Annotated in this window: 12 protein-coding genes, 1 tRNA gene and 2 pseudogenes; 1 reads left to right on the top strand and 14 read right to left on the bottom strand. The window is 44.3% G+C overall.

Annotation, left to right across the window (positions count from 1 at the left end; translation table 11 throughout):
- Nucleotides 1-49: 49 nt before the first annotated feature.
- Nucleotides 50-337 (top strand): hypothetical protein, encoded by a 288-nt coding sequence (locus tag LRL21_RS35080; RefSeq protein ID WP_240420459.1) that lies wholly within the window; start codon nucleotides 50-52, stop codon nucleotides 335-337.
- A gap of 79 nt (nucleotides 338-416) precedes the next feature.
- Here the strand turns inward: LRL21_RS35080 and LRL21_RS35075 are convergent.
- From LRL21_RS35075 to LRL21_RS35010, 14 genes and pseudogenes are all read right to left on the bottom strand, one after another.
- A pseudogene (locus tag LRL21_RS35075) lies at nucleotides 417-1,202 on the bottom strand (TatD family hydrolase).
- Nucleotides 1,183-1,781: pseudogene (locus LRL21_RS35070) on the bottom strand (RNA 2'-phosphotransferase). Before LRL21_RS35070 ends, LRL21_RS35075 begins: the two co-directional pseudogenes overlap by 20 nt.
- A gap of 39 nt (nucleotides 1,782-1,820) precedes the next feature.
- Complete coding sequence (locus LRL21_RS35065) at nucleotides 1,821-2,051, bottom strand: hypothetical protein (RefSeq protein WP_240420458.1); 231 nt, start codon at nucleotides 2,049-2,051, stop codon at nucleotides 1,821-1,823.
- Nucleotides 2,052-2,201: 150 nt separating this feature from the next.
- Nucleotides 2,202-3,746, bottom strand: coding sequence for a DUF2357 domain-containing protein (locus LRL21_RS35060; RefSeq protein ID WP_240420457.1), 1,545 nt, complete (start codon nucleotides 3,744-3,746; stop codon nucleotides 2,202-2,204).
- 14 nt (nucleotides 3,747-3,760) lie between these two features.
- Entirely contained in the window at nucleotides 3,761-5,731 is a 1,971-nt protein-coding gene (locus tag LRL21_RS35055; RefSeq protein ID WP_240420456.1) for an McrB family protein, read from the bottom strand.
- A 32-nt stretch (nucleotides 5,732-5,763) separates the two neighbouring features.
- The gene (locus LRL21_RS35050) at nucleotides 5,764-6,465 is read right to left on the bottom strand and encodes a hypothetical protein (RefSeq protein WP_240420455.1); all 702 of its coding nucleotides are present in this window, start codon (nucleotides 6,463-6,465) and stop codon (nucleotides 5,764-5,766) included.
- 239 nt (nucleotides 6,466-6,704) lie between these two features.
- A complete protein-coding gene (locus LRL21_RS35045; RefSeq protein ID WP_240420454.1) occupies nucleotides 6,705-9,290 on the bottom strand; it encodes a metallophosphoesterase in 2,586 nt (861 codons plus the stop codon).
- A complete protein-coding gene (locus LRL21_RS35040; protein WP_240420453.1) occupies nucleotides 9,184-10,560 on the bottom strand; it encodes a class I SAM-dependent methyltransferase in 1,377 nt (458 codons plus the stop codon). Before LRL21_RS35040 ends, LRL21_RS35045 begins: the two co-directional genes overlap by 107 nt.
- 143 nt (nucleotides 10,561-10,703) lie before the next feature.
- Nucleotides 10,704-10,768, bottom strand: a tRNA-OTHER gene (locus LRL21_RS35035).
- A 335-nt stretch (nucleotides 10,769-11,103) separates the two neighbouring features.
- On the bottom strand, nucleotides 11,104-14,598 hold the full coding sequence (locus tag LRL21_RS35030) for a DEAD/DEAH box helicase (protein ID WP_240420452.1): 3,495 nt from the start codon (nucleotides 14,596-14,598) through the stop codon (nucleotides 11,104-11,106).
- Nucleotides 14,574-15,383, bottom strand: a complete 810-nt coding sequence (locus tag LRL21_RS35025; protein WP_240420451.1) for a hypothetical protein — start codon at nucleotides 15,381-15,383, stop codon at nucleotides 14,574-14,576. The genes LRL21_RS35030 and LRL21_RS35025 overlap by 25 nt, the downstream gene beginning before the upstream one ends.
- A 635-nt stretch (nucleotides 15,384-16,018) precedes the next feature.
- A complete protein-coding gene (gene rlmD / locus LRL21_RS35020) occupies nucleotides 16,019-17,626 on the bottom strand; it encodes a 23S rRNA (uracil(1939)-C(5))-methyltransferase RlmD (RefSeq protein WP_240420450.1) in 1,608 nt (535 codons plus the stop codon).
- A gap of 153 nt (nucleotides 17,627-17,779) precedes the next feature.
- Entirely contained in the window at nucleotides 17,780-18,688 is a 909-nt protein-coding gene (locus tag LRL21_RS35015) for a diacylglycerol kinase (protein ID WP_240420449.1), read from the bottom strand.
- The gene (locus LRL21_RS35010) at nucleotides 18,667-19,485 is read right to left on the bottom strand and encodes a sirohydrochlorin chelatase (protein ID WP_240420489.1); all 819 of its coding nucleotides are present in this window, start codon (nucleotides 19,483-19,485) and stop codon (nucleotides 18,667-18,669) included. The genes LRL21_RS35015 and LRL21_RS35010 overlap by 22 nt, the downstream gene beginning before the upstream one ends.
- Nucleotides 19,486-19,854: the final 369 nt, after the last annotated feature.

The following is a 19,854-nucleotide window of genomic DNA, read 5'->3' as shown; positions in this document are numbered from 1 at the left end:
AGAAATTAGACGGCCTCTAGCTTCCCGCAAGGAGGGGTTAGAGAGCCAAATGAGTAATAGTGTGAAAAAATCACCCGTATGGACAGACCACCATACACCCGGTACCCGCTGGAGCAAACGGCAGGCAAGCAAGGCCGTTCGCCGCTTCACAAGTGACGTTCAAAACGGCAAATGGTACCGAAAGCTGTTCTGTTCTTGGAATATTTGCGACTATCGCTTTTACAAAACAAAGCAACAAGCGATACATGAATGGAAAACTTCTCGATGGATAAGGGACCGATTATTGACTCAGGCAGAAGTCATTAAAGATTGGGAAAAGTTCTATAGAAGAAAATAAGCTCAAGCGTCGGTCAGGGAAGCCCGGCGCTTGAGCTGTTACAAACGATTGTTGACCACCTTTACTATATCCCTTCGAATCAAATACCAAAAAACTCCACCGCTGTCTCCGTCGTTGCCTTAGCGACCTCTTCCGTAGGTCTTCCGATACAACGTGCTACGGTTTGTAGGATATGCGGAAGGAACGCTGGCTCGTTCCGTCCATCCGTTGGCTTTTCCTTTAAGTCCCTTGGAGTCAAAAACGGTGCGTCCGTCTCGATCATAAGCCGATTGGGTGGAATCATTCGGACAAGTTCCCTCAGATGCTTGCCTCTTCGTTCATCGCAAATCCAGCCGGTGATTCCTATATAGAAGCCCATTTCAAGGTATGTCTTAAGCTCAGAGTGAGTCCCTGTAAAACAATGGACCACCGCTTTTTGAACCGAATGTTACTTAAGAATCGCAATAAAGTCTGAAAATGCATCCCGCTCATGCAAAAATAGCGGCATGTTTAACTCAAGTGCCAAACGAATTTGCTCCGTGAACCATTTACGCTGGACGTCCCGCGGCGAGAAATCCCGGTTATAGTCTAGACCGCATTCCCCTATGGCGACTACCTGCGGCAACGCCGCCAATTCTTTTAGCTTCGTGATCGTCTCTTCATTGCAGCTCTTGGCATCATGGGGATGTACTCCTGCAGTAGCGTACAGCTTCCCTGAATAACGGCCAGCATAGCGGGCCGCATCTATACTGTTCCTCAAGCTCGTACCTGTTATAATAAGGGGTGTAACGTGGTTTGCAATCGCTCTTTCAACGACCTGCTCACGATCTTGGTGAAAGGTACGATGCATCAAATTGACGCCGATATCAACGATCGGAGGATTCATGTTCATGATTCGATTGCCCCTTTTCTATTGTCTTCATCACCGAACAGCTTTCGGGCGGGACACGGTCAGCTAGCCATACTTCATTACCCGCGTAATAGAAATTGACTCCTAGCTGCTTCGCAGTTAATGTATCTACCTTGAGTATCACTAGCTCTCCTCTACGACTTCCCGCGAGCGTTGCAAAATGGGTGCCTTCCGACAAATGAACATATGCCGGCTCATCGGACTTAGGCCCTCCTTCAAGATCGATGGAAGAGCTTTCTTATTCGTTCCATGGTAGAGAATGGCCGGAGGATCAGCCGGTGCATATTGAACTTTATAATGGCTGTGGCCGTACCTTGCTCTTATACGGCCGCCTTCGATTTCAAAACGCTGCTTATCCGAATTGCGTACAACTTGCTCTATATCTTCCTGTCTCACCAACGCCCATTTCGGCTGGGCTTGAATGGCTTCCAGCAAAGTGCTTAACGTACACGAACCATCCACGGGATCTAAAACAACACCAAAATCCTCGGGGGTGTGTCGAAGAATCTTCGTCATCATTTTACTTAAGCTTTTTTCCATTGCTTGATTTAACATCGCTTTCACTTCACTTCCTAATTGCTCTCATTAATCGCATTATAACCTTTTCAAATGCTCGGGGGACGGGAATGTTTGGTTAGACTCAAACGTTCCGAGATCTCCATGTAAAAAAGGGAGCCCGAATCCACTGAATGATTCAGACACCCTATCATGATTATAAACGGGATCGATCTCCCGCTCCTGCGCAACTTCAAACAGCAAATTGGCCGCGATCTCTTTATACGCCTCATGCTCAGGCGCAATTTCTTCTAATGGCACCGCCAGCATTCGTATCCCAAATTAAGTGAGGTGCGAAGCATAATTTCAGGATTTCGCACCTTCGTTTACGTGGAAATAGCTAGGTAAGTAAGGGCCCCTTCAACTCTCCACCGATATCGAGAAATATAACATTCTGAACGGAGTTTTTCGTTGTCACTCTCAACGAATCAATTCACCGATCACGCACTTTAAATGCTCCGTATTGCTGGGCGTCAAAGCAACAGCTCCGATGCCTCCAAGGGCCCCAGTAGTAGATCTGGGGTCCCGATGAAACAGCCTTCCCCCCTGCTCATCCGGATACAAAACCCACACACTACCCGTGTTGAGGATCGCGTCACGATAGGTGTGCATTTTATCCAAATCTTCTTTTTTAACCGATTTGACCCCATTAGAATCTGTATCCACCTTCAATTTCGCGTCAAAATGGTGCCAAATCCCTTCAACGTACAGGCTGATATCCGGCTTGTAGGTTTCTGAATACGACTCCTTGCCCCCTGTAAAGCAGCGGTTATAGTATATCGATAGTGCCCCCTCCGGTAGATCGAAAGTGACGCATAACCCATTGACAAGCCGATCCAGTTGGTCTTTTCCAACATTTCGTTCAAATATGGATGGAGGAATCCCCGTTAGTTCCTGCACAATCTCTAAGACCATAAAATAACACCAATATTCGTAAATACGGGATAGCTCTTTCGTATCGACCAGTACACGAATTTCCTCTTCAGCGAGTGGGTAGCCTCCTCCAAGCAACCAATGCTGATAGAACGAATACCACTGACGGTATCCTGCCTTACGCTGCAGTACGGTCGAGACTTGAGGCATAGCTTGGAACTCCCCCGTCTCTTTCAGCCAGCTAGAAGCTAGCAGCTCATTCAGGCAATCTGCCATCTGCGTATTTTGAAGCTCTAGTTCGGTTCGATTGTAGAGATGGCGACCGGAACGCAGCCTATCTTCCATCCAATCCGTTAATGAGCACATTTCCTGAACGACTCGCTTGATCAATCGGTTCTCGGTTGTATCGTAAGAAATATTGATTTCTTGATCATACACCTCCGAAGGTACATATCCCTTCCCCTCAATCGAAAGTGCCTTAGCCACTGCCGAATGCCGCAGCGCATGATGCTCGGGTAGTTCCACCCATAACTCCGGATGGTTGATGATCCCCACCACGGTTTCCGTTCCAACTGAAGTAGTTAACCCAACTGGGCGGCGGATCGTACTGCCGACCAGACTATGGTGCGGATCACGGTTCATCAGCTGCCACCACTCCCGCAATGAAGCCCCCTCCCAGTCCTCCAGCAAAGCAATCCGCAAGCCATACCACTGATGTAATCGATCCGCATCCGTTTGCGCGTTCTCCACCCAAGACGTCTGTGTCGGAGTATGAGGATGATAGGGGAGGGTTGCTACCTTCGAACTGATAAGACGATGCATCCATTCAATATCTTCAGCCGATAATTTGCGGCTCAGGATCTGGTAAGTACTCCCGCAAAATTGAGTAATGCCGACAAAATTTTCATAATTCAGCCGATAAAGCGAACCATGCAGAGATCCCAGGACCATCTTGTAATCTTGCAGCACCTGTCGTTCATCTTTCGGCGTCCAACCTTCGCCGAAATCCACGATATATTCCGTCTGTTCCCATAGTTCTGAGAAGATCGGAATTTTCGATCCTTTTAGGTAGACGGTATGTTTACGAATCATCCACGTACCACCCCCTAGCAAATAAAACTGCAATACCCGGTTTGGAGGAGCTGCTTGTACATGGCAAACACCTTTTTACCGCTTAAAGGGAACCTGTACGTTTCTTCCATCCCTAACACATCCCTGTTATCTGAGGAAAGCGGGTCGCCCTGTAGCTTCCCAATCGTAAATCGGTCGAGAAGCCGCCTTAACAATAGCTCCAGCTCTTTCCGATTTCCATGCAGCTTAGGCAATATTTTTTGCACAATCTGCGCATCGACTGCACTCTCAAAGGTTCCGCTATCATACTTCTGAGCCATGATCAAATACGTCATGATCTCGTCCAGCACCCGGTAGCCGAATGGCCGCCCCTCCTCTTTCACCAACTCCTGAAGCTCGGAGATCACTTCAAACGCCTCCTGCAGCATCGGCTTATGATTCGCATTCAGAAACTCTTTCCGATACAATGCCAGATGGTAATTCTCCTCGTTTGTAAATATGCTGGAACGATCAGCAATGGCAGGACCATACGATGAAGATGGCATGGACGGGTCGTCGCCTGTATTCCAGTAGCTCTGGAAATCGATCTCATTGCATTCCAGCACGTTGGCGCGGTCCAATACTTTTGGACTAAACATATACGTGGTTTCATCAATATTGACCGTTCCGATTAAGTAAACGTTGACTGGGATGTGCATCTTGGGCGGGATCACGTATACCCGATTGGATGCATCGACATGCTCAAGCGGTTGCGCGAGCTGATGCAGTTCGATGGCCTCTTGCTTAAGATATCCGGCTTCATCGCAGCGGCGGCTCTCCAGACAACTGAGAAAATCCGAAAAATAATACTCCACCTTCGCTAAATTCATTTCATCCAGAATAACAAAATAAGGCTTAGCTGGGTTTTGCTCAGCTCGAAGCATTAGCTTCAACAAGGTCGTTGGCTCGTATTGTTCGGTAATAGGATTGTAATAGCCCATCAGACTACGGTTATTCAGCCAATCCGGTCTTACCGAAACAAACGCAAGATTGTCGCCAGCCTGACGCATCTCCTCACTGTCCTTGCTAAACGCAAACACTCTTCCCTCATCCTCAATCGTTAAACGAAGGCTGTCATCAATACGACACTCGCTGGTTAGCCAGGCCATGAAATGTTTGCGGAATCCCAGTCTCACGGCATTTCGCTGTTTTTTCATTAAGGATTTTTCCGCTTTCCCTCCGAAACGCACCTCGACCTCTACACCATCTTCCAGACCATCTAAGTTAACCCATTCCAACATTTCGACCGTAACCATCATTCGTTGATAATCGAACATGTACGGATGCAGTTGGAGAAGGAACGATTTACCCCGATCTTCGGCGGGTACATCACCCGGTGTCTCTGCCTCCGTACTGTCGTTCATATAGTCCGCGAAATGCTGCGCGATTTTCGTCTTCCCCGTACCGGAGCCTCCGGACAGAATGAGAAATGGCTTCGCCTGCAGCGAAGTGATGAACCGACCAATAAATTCCTTGGAATACATTAGCCGGTTCGATTGTAGATAGTTTTGAAAATCATCGATCAAGGAATCCGTTACGGCGGATGCGAAGTCATCTTCACTAGTCGTGCCGAACAGATCGTTCCACAGCTTTTCTCCATCGGCCACCTGGGAAACGACCGCTTTCCGAATTTTCGCCATATGCCTTTGCGGAACGCGGGTCACGGTTGGGGTGGAGAACACATTTTCCGCAAACTTGACCGGTGAAGTAATTACCCATTCTACAGATCGAATGTGAGGATAATCGTCTCCCTCTCTCGGATCATATTCATAATCCCCCGTCACCCGCCCGATCCCGGTTAATTCTTTCCAGCCTTTATTGGCAATCACAATGTCCCCGTGTTTCATCTCATTGTAGAAGCCCCATATGGAATCCATATTATTAACCGACTCTTGCCTAGGCTTGTACGCTTGATCATAGCCCGCACGCAGCTGTGCTTTGGTCGTATAATGCATTAAATCCCCCAATTCCGACCACCCAATAAAAATATTGCCTTCCTCTAACGCGTTGCTCCAATAAGCGGCTTGAGAGCCGGGGCAACTTTCCACACCGTCGGTTTATTGGCACTTTGTGAAGGACCGCTGATTATCTCCAATGGGAGGGATAACTCCCCTTTAAGCATCGCTTTCATCGTAGCAAGCAGCAGTGCCGAACTTAAAAGCATTTGTCCATCCTGAACGATGCCGTTGTTCACCGAATCGTAATCGATGAAGGCGAATTGATTCGGCTCCAGCATTCGGCTTCCGAAAGCCTCAAGCACCGCGATATAGCGGTTGAGGGCCTTCAGCATCTTCAGGCGGAACTCGGCATCGCCCCGCTTGGAGTTCAGATCCGTAGAAATGGTAACAAGCGTCTGCTCTCCAACTTGTACATACTTTGCTGCTTGCATCGCGCGAAACAATAGCTCCGACTTCGAGCTCTTGATCAAAAAAGCATAGCCGCCCTCCCCATCCTCTAAAGAAGGATAAATCGTAGTTTGTATACAGCGCATCGTTAACTGCCAGGTTAACCTTTTCTCCTCGCCATAATAAAATTCCACTTCAATCGGTACTGACCCTAGATAAGGCTTAGCTGAATCGATCTTCGCGATGCCCGGTATTGCCTGAAGCCGCCACGGCTTGGATAGTTCGATGCTTAACGGACGGTAAGAATAGCTTAATAATTGTGAAAATAAATTTCGTACGCATTCATATTTTTGCATAACATGTTGGCTCCTCGATTAAAGTCGACAATATTCCTAATCATTCGCCAAAGTGGTAATTCATTCCTGCCCATGAGTGTTATAAATGAGTAGAGGAGGTGTCGCCTGCCCCCCCTTTTTTAAATGCACCTTGGAATTGTTATTAAGTAAAAGAAAAAGTCCCTCCTTTTACAAGGAAGGACATGGATCCTGGGAACGGGTACCCGAACCCATATTAAGATTCTGACACCCCATCAAAATTATAAACGCGGATCGATCTCCCGCTCCTGCGCAACTTCAAACAGCAAATTGGCCGCAATCTCTTTATACGCCTCATGCTCAGGCGCAATCTCTTCAAATGGCACCGCCAGCATTTGCATTCCAAGCTGGTACTCATTAAGCGAGGTGCGAAGCTTTTGATTCACATTCTTTTGCTTGAGCAGCTTGCGGTATTTATGCGGGAACTTGTAATCGTACCCGTAAATGATGGACAAATACTCGGGATTCCGCACCTTCATATAAGGAACCGTTTTTCCGCTCCACAGCTCGGGTTTGATCACAATGCCCTCCATATGATTCTCCATCGTAAGCTTGGAGAAATAACGCTCTGCGTTCTCTATGCAGTCCGGCTCGGACAAGTCCAGTGTGAGGGCCTCGTCCTTCGACAGAAAACCGTACATCTCGGAGGTCTTCCATTCCGGGATTTCTTCCTTACCGTCTTCTAACACAATCTTAAGAACGGCAAACGGCTTGTACTCCATGGCTTCGTCTTCCGCATACAGCTCCAGCTGCCTTCTGTACGTCTGATATGCCTCCACGTGCTCAGTTAGTGGGACATAAGTATCCCTGATTTCATGGACATACTTGTAGTTTTGGTACACACTGGGACCATACTTCTCACTTAAAGCGGACTTCGCGGTATGATGCTGGTCTTTTTCAAACCCGCTCGCCTCATATTCAGCAATGAGCTTGCTAAAGGCTTCTTCAAAACCGTTTTGCTGCAGGAACGAAAGCTCCGTCTCCAACGCTTTTTCAATGGGCTTGAACTGTCTTTCGATCAGCCCCTCGCCCAGCGCCTTCCACGGCAGAAGCTCTCCATCCAAAATCATCATGGCAATTTTCCGCTCTTCCATAAAACCGCCGAATTTCTGCAGCAGCTTGCCGTAAATCTCCGTTAAATCCACATGATTAATCTTGTAGCCGTTGCGGCTGACCGCAAAACACTGCTCCGGACTTTTGTGCAAATAAACATTGCATCTCGAGCCCATATATTTGGGCTGCAGGACGACTTGCTGAACGCCGCGTTCCCTGAAATAATCGAGACCGCGTTTCAACGACTCCAGTTCATTCGTCTCGTCATTCTTGTCCGCCGGTGACATCGTACCTGATATGAAGTTGATTCTATTTCGTGAGCAATAGTGGAGTCTGCGGATGTCATCCTCGCCAAGGTCTTTAACGGAAACCTTTCGTTCCGCCTTGAATAAGGTTTGCAATTCCTCGGTAATCACCGCTTGGCGGGACTTCCGAGACTTCATAAACGGTTTATACGAGATACTGACGGAGGTCAACAGGTTACCATGTACGCTGCCCGTGTCGATATGAATCTTATTACTGATTCGGAAAGACTGCTTGGCCGCGACGTGCCCGAACACGTGGTACGGATGATTTTTGACCGCTTCCTCATGCAGAAAAGCAAGCTGCCCCTCCAGCGGCGATTCCCGGTCGATCCGAAAATTCCTTTGATGCCGGACAGAATTCGTGTCCAGCTTACCAATGTATTTATTCCGGCACGGGGCATGAGTGACAAAGAAGGACGGCCCTTTGACACCCACATACCGATAAAATGGCTTCGAAATCGAGACCAAGTGTTGAAATTTCTCCAGCAGTTCCGGATCGTTCAATAAAACCTGTGTCGAGTCAAAATACGTATAGAGCAGCTCCTGATCAACGCCGCCGATTTCACCTTTGATATACTTATCGACGAAATTTTCGTGATTTCCAAGTACGAAGTAAAAATGCTCCCGGTTATCGTACAAAAACTCAATGATGTCCTTCGTTTGCTTACCTTTGTCAATCCAGTCCCCGACCAAAATGATCTTGGTTTGCTTCAGCTTATCACTTACAACCAGCTTGCCCGCTTCGATCTTATATCCGCGATCGAGCAGCAGCCCCTTCAAATCGTCCACACATTCATGAACGTCGCCAATGATGATGTACTGCTGTTCTTGAGGGAGAATCGTCGCCAAGTGTGCATCCAAATCCTCAACGATGATTTGATACTCCGGATTCGCCCTTCTCTCTTCGGCCATATAAAAGTCTTTAGCACGCACTTTATGTATCTTGCCGTATCCCTCACGGGGCAGCGAGCCGAGAACTTCTTTTTTGAGACGGTTAATGTGGTTCGTGATCAGCTTCTTCGAACGCTCCGACGCATAGTAATCTTCCCGCTTCCGGTAATCAAAGACGATGACCTCCAGGTTGTAGTTGTTTTGAAATGCAATCTCCTTCACCTTTGCCCGAAAATCCTCGGACAACCCAGTTGTATCCACAACCACAAACTCCGCATTGACCGGAAAAGACGTCACCATCTTCAGTCTTTCAAACAGCAGGTGAAAAGCTTGCTCGCTGGACTCGAGCATCACCTGATCATACTTGTCGTGTTCATATCCAAGTACCTCTTGGCGGATCTGGTCGGAGGACAAATATTGGACATTGGCCCTTACATTACGGCTGGTATCCTCAAAACGCAGCCCCGGAATCAGCACTTCCTTGGCAAACGTCGTTTTGCCGCATTCTGTAGATCCGACCAGCATGAAAATCGTGTGAATCCTCGTTTGAATCTCCATATGTCAGGCCCCCCCTTTTCTTGAGAATAACGCCCTGCGTAGTTTGGATATTGTTCACGCCGTCTCCAACAGCAACAAATTCAGCATGCAGATTCGTTTCCTTTATCACATCGCGCATCCATTGTTTAAACGATTCTTCGCCCATCTCCCACTTGTGGTCGTCATGCCGGAAATCTCTCAGTTCGTAATAATGGTTAAAATCGGCGTTGGGAGTCGTAATGATGAAGTTGTCAAAATCGACATGTGCACAGATTTGATGAATCAGCTGCTTGGCCTCGTCCTGACTCATATGTTCAATGACTTCTGTCAAAATCACATCGACCTGCTCCCCGTTGTAGCTTTCCAAGAACTTATCGATCGAACCAAATGTGGCGATATTGTCGATCTCTTTTGCCTCCGCTTTACGTTGCACTTTCTCCAACAGCTCTTCATTGATGTCGACCGCGTAGTAGCTGCCCTCAATTTTTCCGGCAAAAGGAAGTGCATAAAAACCTTCTCCGCAGCCCACATCCAAAATCGACTTATCAAAGGCCAACGCGCTACCGATATAATTTCTCCGCTGGAGAGCCGTACCTCCGTAGGCGAATTTAATATCGTAGCGGTCCGTCTTCTCGAGTTCCGCTTTGTATTTTTGGAACCGGTCCCTCGTAGACAGGAAATTCCGTACAAAGAGACTGCGAATATAAAACGGCGCATCAATCACGTTCATGCTCTTGATGTACTTATCCAGAATGCTGTCCGATATATCGATATATTCGTTTCCGAACATCGAGAGGAACAGGCATAATACACTTACGGCATGAAGCAGCTGGTACAGACTCTTCTGTGTCGTAATGGTAAGAGAATAGCTCTTATGAGCTTGATGGGCGATTTCAAAAGAGAAGTCCTTTAAATGCTTCTCAAAAAAATCAATATACCGGACAAGTTCAATATGTATCATGTTAATGAAAAAGGTATGCTCGTAACCGTCAATGTCCCGCTCGTCTTGCGCCTTAAGTGGCGCAGAGAAAAATTCATTAATTGCATTTAACGGAAATAAGGGTGTGTTGTATCTCGATACATTCAAATATTCGAAGTTCTCGTTTTCATGCTGTTTATAGGAAATCTCATTGTCCGCATCTTTAAAATACACGTTAAAAGTCTGCTGATCGGTGTACCAGCCATACGCCATGCCCCTGCGGATCGAGCGAAGCATCATGCCGGAATTCGGATTTTTCTTGATCAAAAATGAGAACTGCGGATTGGTGGATCTGACTTGGACGATTGCCATCTCAATCTACTCCTAAATTACAAATTGGGAACCTTGCGAGATACCTTAATCAGTAACCTGTTATTTCGCTTGATGTGGAAAGATCATCGAGGAAAAAGGTCGGATAGGTACAGACTGCTCTACCACTGAGCTATTCCGCTCTTCAGCGGAAGTTGGATTCGAACCAACGACACGTCGCTTAACAGGCGAAGTAACCCATCCAAGCGCCTCAATGATCTTGGAATGCTTTATCTTTACACATCGGCCATCTAATCGTATTTTCGCTTACTTATATGCAAACGAACAGGGTGAAAGTATTACGAAGTCGGAAAGTTTAAATAAACGTTTAACTTTTACATTAACTATCAGCCGGACATATCTAATCGGCTAGGTCCCCTATAATGCATTTAAATTAATTGCAACGATTAGATCCCAGTCAACGAAAAGGACAGCCCCCTATAACGGTTGGCTGTCCCTACTTCGTGCAGTTTTTTCAGATCAATTTCATTAAAATTGTGGTTCTATCTTTCTTAAGCAAATTGACCAAGCTAATTAGTAGTTTTATCAATTCATTTCAAACGATAGCATCATTTTCACGTCAATATACCGATTAGGATCAACAACTGTTACTGCTTCAACTATTAACGTATAGTTGAAATTTAAGTCTAAGTAGTAACAAATTTCTTCATTATACTTGCGCGGTATATAACCGATTTTATTATTGGAATAATAAACTTCAACAGCATTCTCATCATAAAAATTGTCTCGTTCTCTTTTTATTATTAGTTCACTACCGCTCGTAAGCCTTGAAAGCAATAAGTCTCTTCCGGGCAATTGGCATAAATTAAATTTTGTCCCGGCAAGTTGGATTTCGACATAATTATATTCATTAAATACATCTGTAATCTCTTTATAATTATTCGAAAGTGACATTAGCTTTCTTACTTCAAAAGGAGTAATATTACTTTCAGTATCTAAGAATATCAACGGCTCAGCATCCTTAAGGAAATCCCTTAATTCATCAATAGTTCTATGGGTAGTATTAGTCTGAATGTATTGTGATAAATCTTTTACCGTCTCACGTGAGTTTAGCCCTAATTTAAAAAGGTTTACATCTACACTATTATTCACTCCAAATTTAATGAAGAGAGGGAGATACATATAAAACTCAACATTTCCTAATGTCTCAATAACCATTGAACACAGTGTACCAATGATCCAAGGGAGCTTAAACTCAAACAAATCCTTCACGTATTCTACAAGACGTGACATTCTGTAATTTTCTTCGACTTGGAAAAAATATTGTTCTGAAAGTTGTTTATATGATTTATTACTTTCAATCCAATCAATAAAAAGATTATAATCATCAATCACTATTACACGTGATGCTGATGTACTTTTCTTAACATCGAATTTTTTACTTTCCGGAAAAGATAGTAATCTTCCGTAGATTTCAGGTGTAATTATTTCTGCAACAGATTCAATCACACCTCCCCTTCCGCGATCTTCCTCTACTACCAATGTCGCTAGCCTTCGCAGTGTTCTATATGTATTAAACGATAAACCACTTTCTTGAATTTTAATTAGTTCGTCTGGATTTTGTAAGTCATAATAAGAAAACAAATTTCTTGAAAACCCCATTATTTTTTCTTTTTTAACTGGGGCAGCTTGCTGAAAGAATAATGTATTACCTAGGATACCTAATATGTCTTCTTTTAGAGGCGACAAAACGTTGTAAAATAGTAATACTGATTTAACAAATGACTTTGAAGTTAAATTTAATAAGGCAGTTGTTTGCTCCGCTTCTTCTAATCTTTCAATTTCATCTAAAGCATTAAATAAATCATCATCATCTAAAAGTGAACTTTTCACATCATTAGAATAGTCTTCGTAGTTGAAATGTTCATCAATAATATTATTATAAAAGTTAATATAAACGATTTGGCCAAACGTACTATGATATGCTCTCCCAGCTCGACCTGCAATGTTCTTAAAGTCACCAGGACTTAAAGTACGCTGTCCTGCATAAGTTCTACCTGAATGAATAAAGTTTTGTATTGGAAAATTTACACCTTCTACTAATGTAGTTGTGCATACCATTATTTTAATGAGACCTTTTAAAAAGTAGTCTTCCAAAGCTTCACGTATGTCTACTGGTAAACTACCGTGATGGTATACTAATCCTTTATTTAATCCTATTGTCAATAAATGATCAGAACCTAATCGTTTCTCTATATATGTTATGAGGTTCTCAACTTCTAGGCTAAGCTCCGCTCGTTCAGTAAACAATGGCTCATAGTTCCTGACAAACTTCTCGCATTCGTCTTTAGTATGAAAAAATATCAAGCTTCCACCAACGTTTTTAAGCTTTTGTGCTACACCCATTATGAAGTTTTCAGTTTTCATATTATTAGTTCGATCTACTCGATTATTATCTTGGTGGTGATACCTTGCAAATCGAAATAAATTAACTTTTCTTTCTTTCCCACTAATTCGATATTTTATCTTTGCAGCTGCTCTATAATTTCTATAACCTTCCTTATAAAAAGGATCATCTGCATTTACGTTTAACCAACGCCCATTATCACCCTCCTCATACTCCCACGAAACAATACCTTTTAATTTGACTGTTGGTTTCCAATCACTTGGAAAGTGTCCAGTACATTGTTCAGCACCATCCACCCATTCCATTACGGCTGCGCCATTGTCAATTATTGCTGATAATAATAAAAGTCTAGTATTACTATAAGATGGATGATTAATTAAAAATGAAATATTCCCTTCAATCAGCCAACCGCGTTCCCTGTCTTGAATCTTGTGAAACTCATCGAAAATAATAAGTGACGTCTGTCCCAAAATATCATTAGAGAAAACATTCCGAGTAATCATGTCAAGTTTCTCCGGCGTAGTAACGATTACATTTTCCTCTAAATATTGTCCAAATATGAAATCAGGTTCATAACCACTGATTGAACTTGAGACTTTATATCCTAGTCTTCTAAATCTATCCCTTAATCGCTTCGTGACCTCATATACTAATGCATTAGTAGGAACGATGTAGAAGCATTTTTTCGTTATGTCTTTTTCTAGTTCCTTCACAATTGCAAATTCAGCTAAAAGACTTTTACCACCGCTAGTTGGAAAATTTATCATCGATCGCTTAATTCTATCGTTTCGTAGAAAACTGTCAGTATTATTTATTATGTCCAATTGGTTTGGCCAAAGTTCCAAAACCGATGGACTGGATTTAATGAGTTGTAGTATATAGTTGATTGAAAAAACATCATTTAGGTTAGTCCATACACTATTCTTAATAATCTTATCAACACAGTGCCTCAGATGCTTTAAATATCTAAATTCATCATTTTTATGGGATAATAATTTTCTTTCGGTTAACAGATTCAGCAAAGAAATAGAATCATTTGCTGCTTTTCGGTCACCATTTACTATAAATTCTTTTAACTGTCGAAATATTTGTATTAAATCTTCATCATAAATATTTTCTTGGATATTATTGATAAAATTCCTACTCAGCAAGAAGTAAGATAACTTATATAAATTCCTAATATGTATAGGTAAACTATCCTCTAATTTATCTAAAATCTTTTTTAATTTTCTTGCGATAACAATTGCGTTTGGTGGATTTTCACTCAGTGTATATGCAACAGCAGCTCTCCAATATGTTTTTAATTGTTTATTTAAAATTTGGTCATATGAAAGGGTTGATAACTTCTCTTCGCTTACATGTTCTAAATAGTCCCCTAGCTTCTCACTTGCAATAGCACATAATTGCATAGCTCTTCTCATAATTGTTTCATCATAACTTCTCAATACGTTGTTATATTCAGAAAATAGAAATATACTAATTTTCTCTAATAGCCTTATCCTTGTTATTACTCTTTCAAGAGTTTCCTCAGAAACTTCCCTTTTATTAATATCAAGACTGATACAATTAACTATTAAAATTTCAAGTATTTCCTTAAAATCATCTGAAGTCGTGGATTCCTTGAGTCGTTGTAATAGAGAATTTATATTTAAGGAGCTAATAACTTGTTCCATATTCTATCCCTCAAATCATCTAGAATCTTTGTTAGCAACTCAACAAAAACAAACTTAACTAATCGTTGCTCCTTGGTTAACTCATTTTTGAAACAATCCGCGAATTGCTTGAAAGTATCATTAGTGGAGGTGAGATTTGATGAAACCCCGGTTGCTCCTATACAGAACTCCCTATTTATTACGATCTCAAACAACTCCTCAACAACTTCCTTCAAGAAATTATTGGGCTCATTTTTAAACAACTCTTGTACAGCATTAATTTCACTGTCGATATTTTCCTCAAAACTACCATCTTCACTAAAAAAATCATATATTTGACTTGCTCGTGATGAGATTGTATTTTCAGTAGTTTTAGTTTCCCATATAGTTATTTTTATGGAATCCTTATCATTTATGTCGCCGGTAAAAGTTACAAAATCAATACCTGGTTCTGCTGAGGAGCGCCCCTTTGGACCATGTGCCCATAATATATCACGCACTTTTTTATGAAAATAAAATGAGAACAAATGTTCACCAACAAGTCCTTTAAAGTGTTGTTCATTAATGAATATTCGTCGGACGTTATTAATTATGTATCTTTTATGTTTTTCATCAATTGGATCACCATTTAGAAATAACATTAATCCTTCAAAGGGTCTCTGCGTCAAAACACTCTGCAAAAGGTACCTTTGAAATTCAGTGTAGAACTCTTCATAAGTAGTTACATCTCCTAGAACAAACGTAATATGCTTCTTTACAAAATCGTGAGGAACGTTTATATCATCAATTTGAATATATCGTGCCATTATGACAACACCTCGGTAACTGACTTAAGATGGGAACTGCCTTATCTATATGTTTTCATGTTTTTAACTACAAAATTTGACATTTTCTATTATTACATAATAGTCGCCTTATGAATAGAACATTAGAACTATATTATCCATTTAACATATAGTTTTTGGTAATGGCATCCGATTAACTGAGAGAGATTTTATGCTTCCTCACTACTCTACATGGGTAAAATAGACATTTTACATGGAGTGGCGGGTATGATAGGCTAGTCTGCCATGCGAAACCCTTGTGGTTTCGCCCTTTTGCTTGAAATCATGCCCGCAGAGGCTCCATGTCAAATCGCCCTATTAGTAACGAATACCTTAACTTTCCCACGAAGTATATCGAAGAGCTAATATTATTTACATTGTTAGTGAATCGTTAAATCTTCCTGAGAAAAAAGGGGATCTAGATTATCCAGATCTGCCCTCATCTTAAAGCCTTTTCGAAAAAAAAGAAAAAACACCTGCTTTTAATCAACAGGTGCTTTCTAAAAATAAAGCTATAGATTTCGTCAACAATCAGTCAACTCTACTATTTTGACGCTTCTGTTTCACGTTTCTAATCTATCTGTACTACTCCCCAAACCCGCTCCACCACTGCATTCTCAGCGATCTGTACCATTCCTCACTAACAAAGCTACCGATTCTACGTGAACGGTATGCGGAAACATATCCACCGGTTGCACCTCCACCGCCCTATACCCGCCATCCTCCAGCACCCTTAGATCCCTCGCCAGCGTCGATGGATTACAGGATACGTACACCACGCGCTTCGGCTGCATCTCCAGAATCGTCGATAGCAGACCCGCATCGCAGCCCTTGCGCGGCGGGTCGACCACGATGACGTCGGGGCTGATGCCCTTACGACGCCACTCGGGAATAACGACCTCGGCTGGGCCGGCTTCGAACTGAACGTTGCGGATGCCGTTCAGCAGCGCATTGCGCCGCGCATCGTCGATAGCTTCCTCGACGATTTCGACGCCGTACACCTGGCGCGCACGCTGCGCCAGGAAGAGCGAGATCGTGCCGATGCCGCAATAGGCATCGATCACCGTCTCTTCGCCGCTCAAGTCGGCGAATTCAAGTGCTTTGCCGTACAGAACCTCCGTCTGTACGGGATTCACTTGAAAGAACGAGCGCGCGGATATCGCGAATCGAATATCTCCGATTGTATCGTAGATCACATCGTCGCCCCATAATACTTTGGTCTGCTCACCGAAAATAACGTTCGTTTGTTCTCTGTTCACGTTCTGGCAAATGCTCTTGATGCCGGGAATCGCCGCGTGAAGCAGGCCCACGAGTTCATCCTTGTGCGGGATGTCATGACCATTGGTTATGAGGACGACCATAATATCTCCGGTATTAAAGCCATAGCGGGCTACGACATGACGCAGCAGACCCTTATGGGTTTCTTCGTTATACGGACGGATACCCAGCTCGCGGGCGATCCGCTTGACCTCGGACACGACGCGGTCGTTATTTTCCTGTTGGATCAGGCAAGCCTCCATATCGATGATACGATGAGTACCTTGTGCATAGAAGCCGCCAACTAAGCCGCCTTCCATGACCGCAGGCACGGCTTCGCCACTGCCGCTCAAGTCCAGAGCGGGCTGAGCACCAGCTTGTCCGATAGGCACCTGTGCTTTATTACGATACCGCCAAGGGTCGTTCATACCAATAGCTGCATGAACGACGATGCCTCCGTTAGCGTCAGCCTCCTTCTCTCCAATCCCAGCCACCTTAAGCTTCCCGATCCGCTCCAGATTGTCCACGACAAGCTGACGCTTGAAGCGCAGCTGCGCCTCGTAGCTTAAGTGCTGCAGCTGACAACCACCGCACTGCACATAGATCGGACAGGGCGCCTTGATGCGGTCTGGGCTGGACTTCACAATTCGCAGCAGCTTCGCGTAGCCGTACTGCTTTTTCAGCTTCATCACCTTAACAAGCGCTCGCTCGCCCGGAAGCGCACCTTTAATAAAAAGGGTGAAGCCATTCACGCGGCCTACCCCTTCACCTTCATGTCCGATGCCGACGATCTCGGCCTCATACTCTTCGTTCCTCACAACTGGCAAATCTGCTGTATCCACACTTGGCGAAGTTCTGTTGTTTAATCCCCGACTCGAATTCAGGCGAGCACCTGGGCTGCCCACTTTACTCGCATCCTTGCCGGACCGATCTTTTTTATAGCCACTCTTGCCATTCTTTCTGTTCATATCCGTTCACTCCATGTTTGTATTTCCTCATTTGCACGGCAAGAGCCTGTCCATTGTAAGTAAACCAGTGAAGCAAGCTCACCCTTACTCATCCATTGAACAGACTCTTTGTGCGACTTAAATCATTGCTCATATACGTAATTCCCACTCGAATTACTTGTATACCGATAATCCACTCTGATCCACGAAGATTTGTACATGGGAGGGCAGGTTTGTAAACGTGCATGGCAGCGTTCCGCCGAACTCACCGTCCAAATTAATTTGTACGTAATCCGGTGAGCTGACCTGGATCGTACGTGTTTGCAGATAAATAATATTAGGATCTCCCAAATGCTCTCCACGCAGCGCTAACGACACTACGCGGATAAACTCGGCGAGATTGCACTTTTTGAGAATCAGCACATCGAATAAGCCATCGTTCAGGGAAGCGTCCGGTGCCAGTCGCTCGAAGCCACCGACAGAGTTGCTGTTGGAGATAAGGAACAGCATTACCTCTTCATGAAAATTATTATCGTCTGTACGGATGTAGAGCTCAATTGGGCTTAAGCGAGGCAGCTTTTCCAGACCCTTCATATAATAAGCCATTTGGCCGATCATCGTTTTCAGCTTGCTGGGCACTTCGTAGGTCAGCTCTGTCAGGGAGCCGCCACCCGCGATGTTAATGAAATACCGTTGATCCATTTTGCCGACATCGATGTATTGCGCATGCTGCTGCAGGATCACGTCAACCGCGCCTTCCCAGCTGCGCGGAATATTGAGCGCCCGGGCAAAATCATTGGTCGTTCCCAGCGGGAGAATGCCGATAGGAGGCCGGTATGCCTTCTCGGCTACGCCATTGATGACCTCGTACAGGGTACCATCCCCACCCGCCGCGATAATAATATCGAAGCCGCGTTCGACTGCATCAGCCGCAGCCAGTGTAGCGTCACCCTCGCCGATCGTCGCATGAGTGGAGGTTTCGATCCCGCCGCGCTCGAGCTGCTGCAAAATTTCCGGCAGACGTTTTCTCATTTCCTCTCTGCCAGAGGTTGGATTATATATTAATCTTGCACGTTTGGCCATTCCTTAATCACCCGTTCACATATATTGCAATCCTTACGTTTCCAAAAAGGAGCCGTTTGCTGCTCAATCCACCTTGGCAACAGCGGATGAGGAAGCAACGACCTTCCATTATATTGATAATTATATCCTTGCAGCCGCTCAGGAATGACCTCGTTTGTAAAATATCCCTCACTGAGAAAAAGCGGTACTACCAGCATCGTATGGTCTGGTTTCAGCTTGCGCCAACGATTCATTTTGGCTGGAATTTGGTTGGGCAGCAGCATCGCTACATCCACCTCATCAAAGCCTCCACACTCTTTTAACCTTGAAGCCAGCTTCTCTAAACCTCTGCGCCACAGAAGATGAAAATTCCGTTCTATACTGCCATGACCGACAAGCAGCACAATCTCCTGGGAAGGAGCGACTGAGAGCGGCTTCATTTTTTCATACAATATTTGAGCAATAACAGGATCATCATCAATCGGTGCTGTAAAATGAATGACGGTCCGAATAGCAAAGGGTGTCATATCCGTCGGAAGAATCGGTTCAGGCTTAACGCCAAGCGCATAGCTGATCTCGTCGATATGTGTGCTTCCCGAGGAAATAAATAGCGGCACCACGATAATATCTGTTACGCCCAGTGACTCCAAATATGTAATGCCATCCTGAATGAGCCGCCCCTCAACAATTTCGAGAAAGCTGGAAAACACCGGTATCCCCGTTGGTACCTGCACCGCATTGACGGCCTCGTCAACCAATCGAACCCAATGCTCACTGCGCGAGCCATGGCTAATAACCAATACACCATATGTGACCAAAGGCCCACCCCTCTCTCGTACCAAAAAAGAAGCGCTTCGGTGCCCCTCCGTTAATTTTGCCATTGTTTCTTCTAGTATAGCACAAATCTACCCATCCCAAATAGGTAAACATGCCAATAGTCGCATCCTGTGATAAGCTGCTATATCCTGTGGAGTTCATTACTCATTAAAGCCTGGTCCAAAGCCATTCATTGTCAACAAAAAAGGAGTCTGCCTCAGCAGCCCCCTATCCTGTGGCAAAGCGACCTTACCAGTCTTTAGCATCCGATTCGTACGAAGTCAGACTCTTATTCCTTGAACTTTGATCAAGTAGCTAAGCTTCCACTAGTGATTGTTTCGAATCCCAAGCCTGACTTGCAGCCAAGTAAG

Origin of the sequence: Paenibacillus periandrae, assembly GCF_022458865.1 — a bacterium.
Lineage (GTDB): Bacteria > Bacillota > Bacilli > Paenibacillales > NBRC-103111 > Paenibacillus_S > Paenibacillus_S periandrae.
Note: the sequence above shows the minus strand (reverse complement) of the source record. Positions and strands in the feature narration are given on the sequence as shown.

Coding starts and splice junctions, on each gene's coding strand:
- LRL21_RS35065 (WP_240420458.1), bottom strand. CDS start 2,051: ATGCTGGCGGTGCCATTAGAAGAAATTGCGCCTGAGCATGAGGCGTAT.
- rlmD (WP_240420450.1), bottom strand. CDS start 17,626: ATGAACAGAAAGAATGGCAAGAGTGGCTATAAAAAAGATCGGTCCGGC.
- LRL21_RS35045 (WP_240420454.1), bottom strand. CDS start 9,290: ATGGAGATTCAAACGAGGATTCACACGATTTTCATGCTGGTCGGATCT.
- LRL21_RS35030 (WP_240420452.1), bottom strand. CDS start 14,598: ATGGAACAAGTTATTAGCTCCTTAAATATAAATTCTCTATTACAACGA.
- LRL21_RS35080 (WP_240420459.1), top strand. CDS start 50: ATGAGTAATAGTGTGAAAAAATCACCCGTATGGACAGACCACCATACA.
- LRL21_RS35060 (WP_240420457.1), bottom strand. CDS start 3,746: ATGATTCGTAAACATACCGTCTACCTAAAAGGATCGAAAATTCCGATC.
- LRL21_RS35015 (WP_240420449.1), bottom strand. CDS start 18,688: ATGGCCAAACGTGCAAGATTAATATATAATCCAACCTCTGGCAGAGAG.
- LRL21_RS35025 (WP_240420451.1), bottom strand. CDS start 15,383: ATGGCACGATATATTCAAATTGATGATATAAACGTTCCTCACGATTTT.
- LRL21_RS35040 (WP_240420453.1), bottom strand. CDS start 10,560: ATGGCAATCGTCCAAGTCAGATCCACCAATCCGCAGTTCTCATTTTTG.
- LRL21_RS35050 (WP_240420455.1), bottom strand. CDS start 6,465: ATGCAAAAATATGAATGCGTACGAAATTTATTTTCACAATTATTAAGC.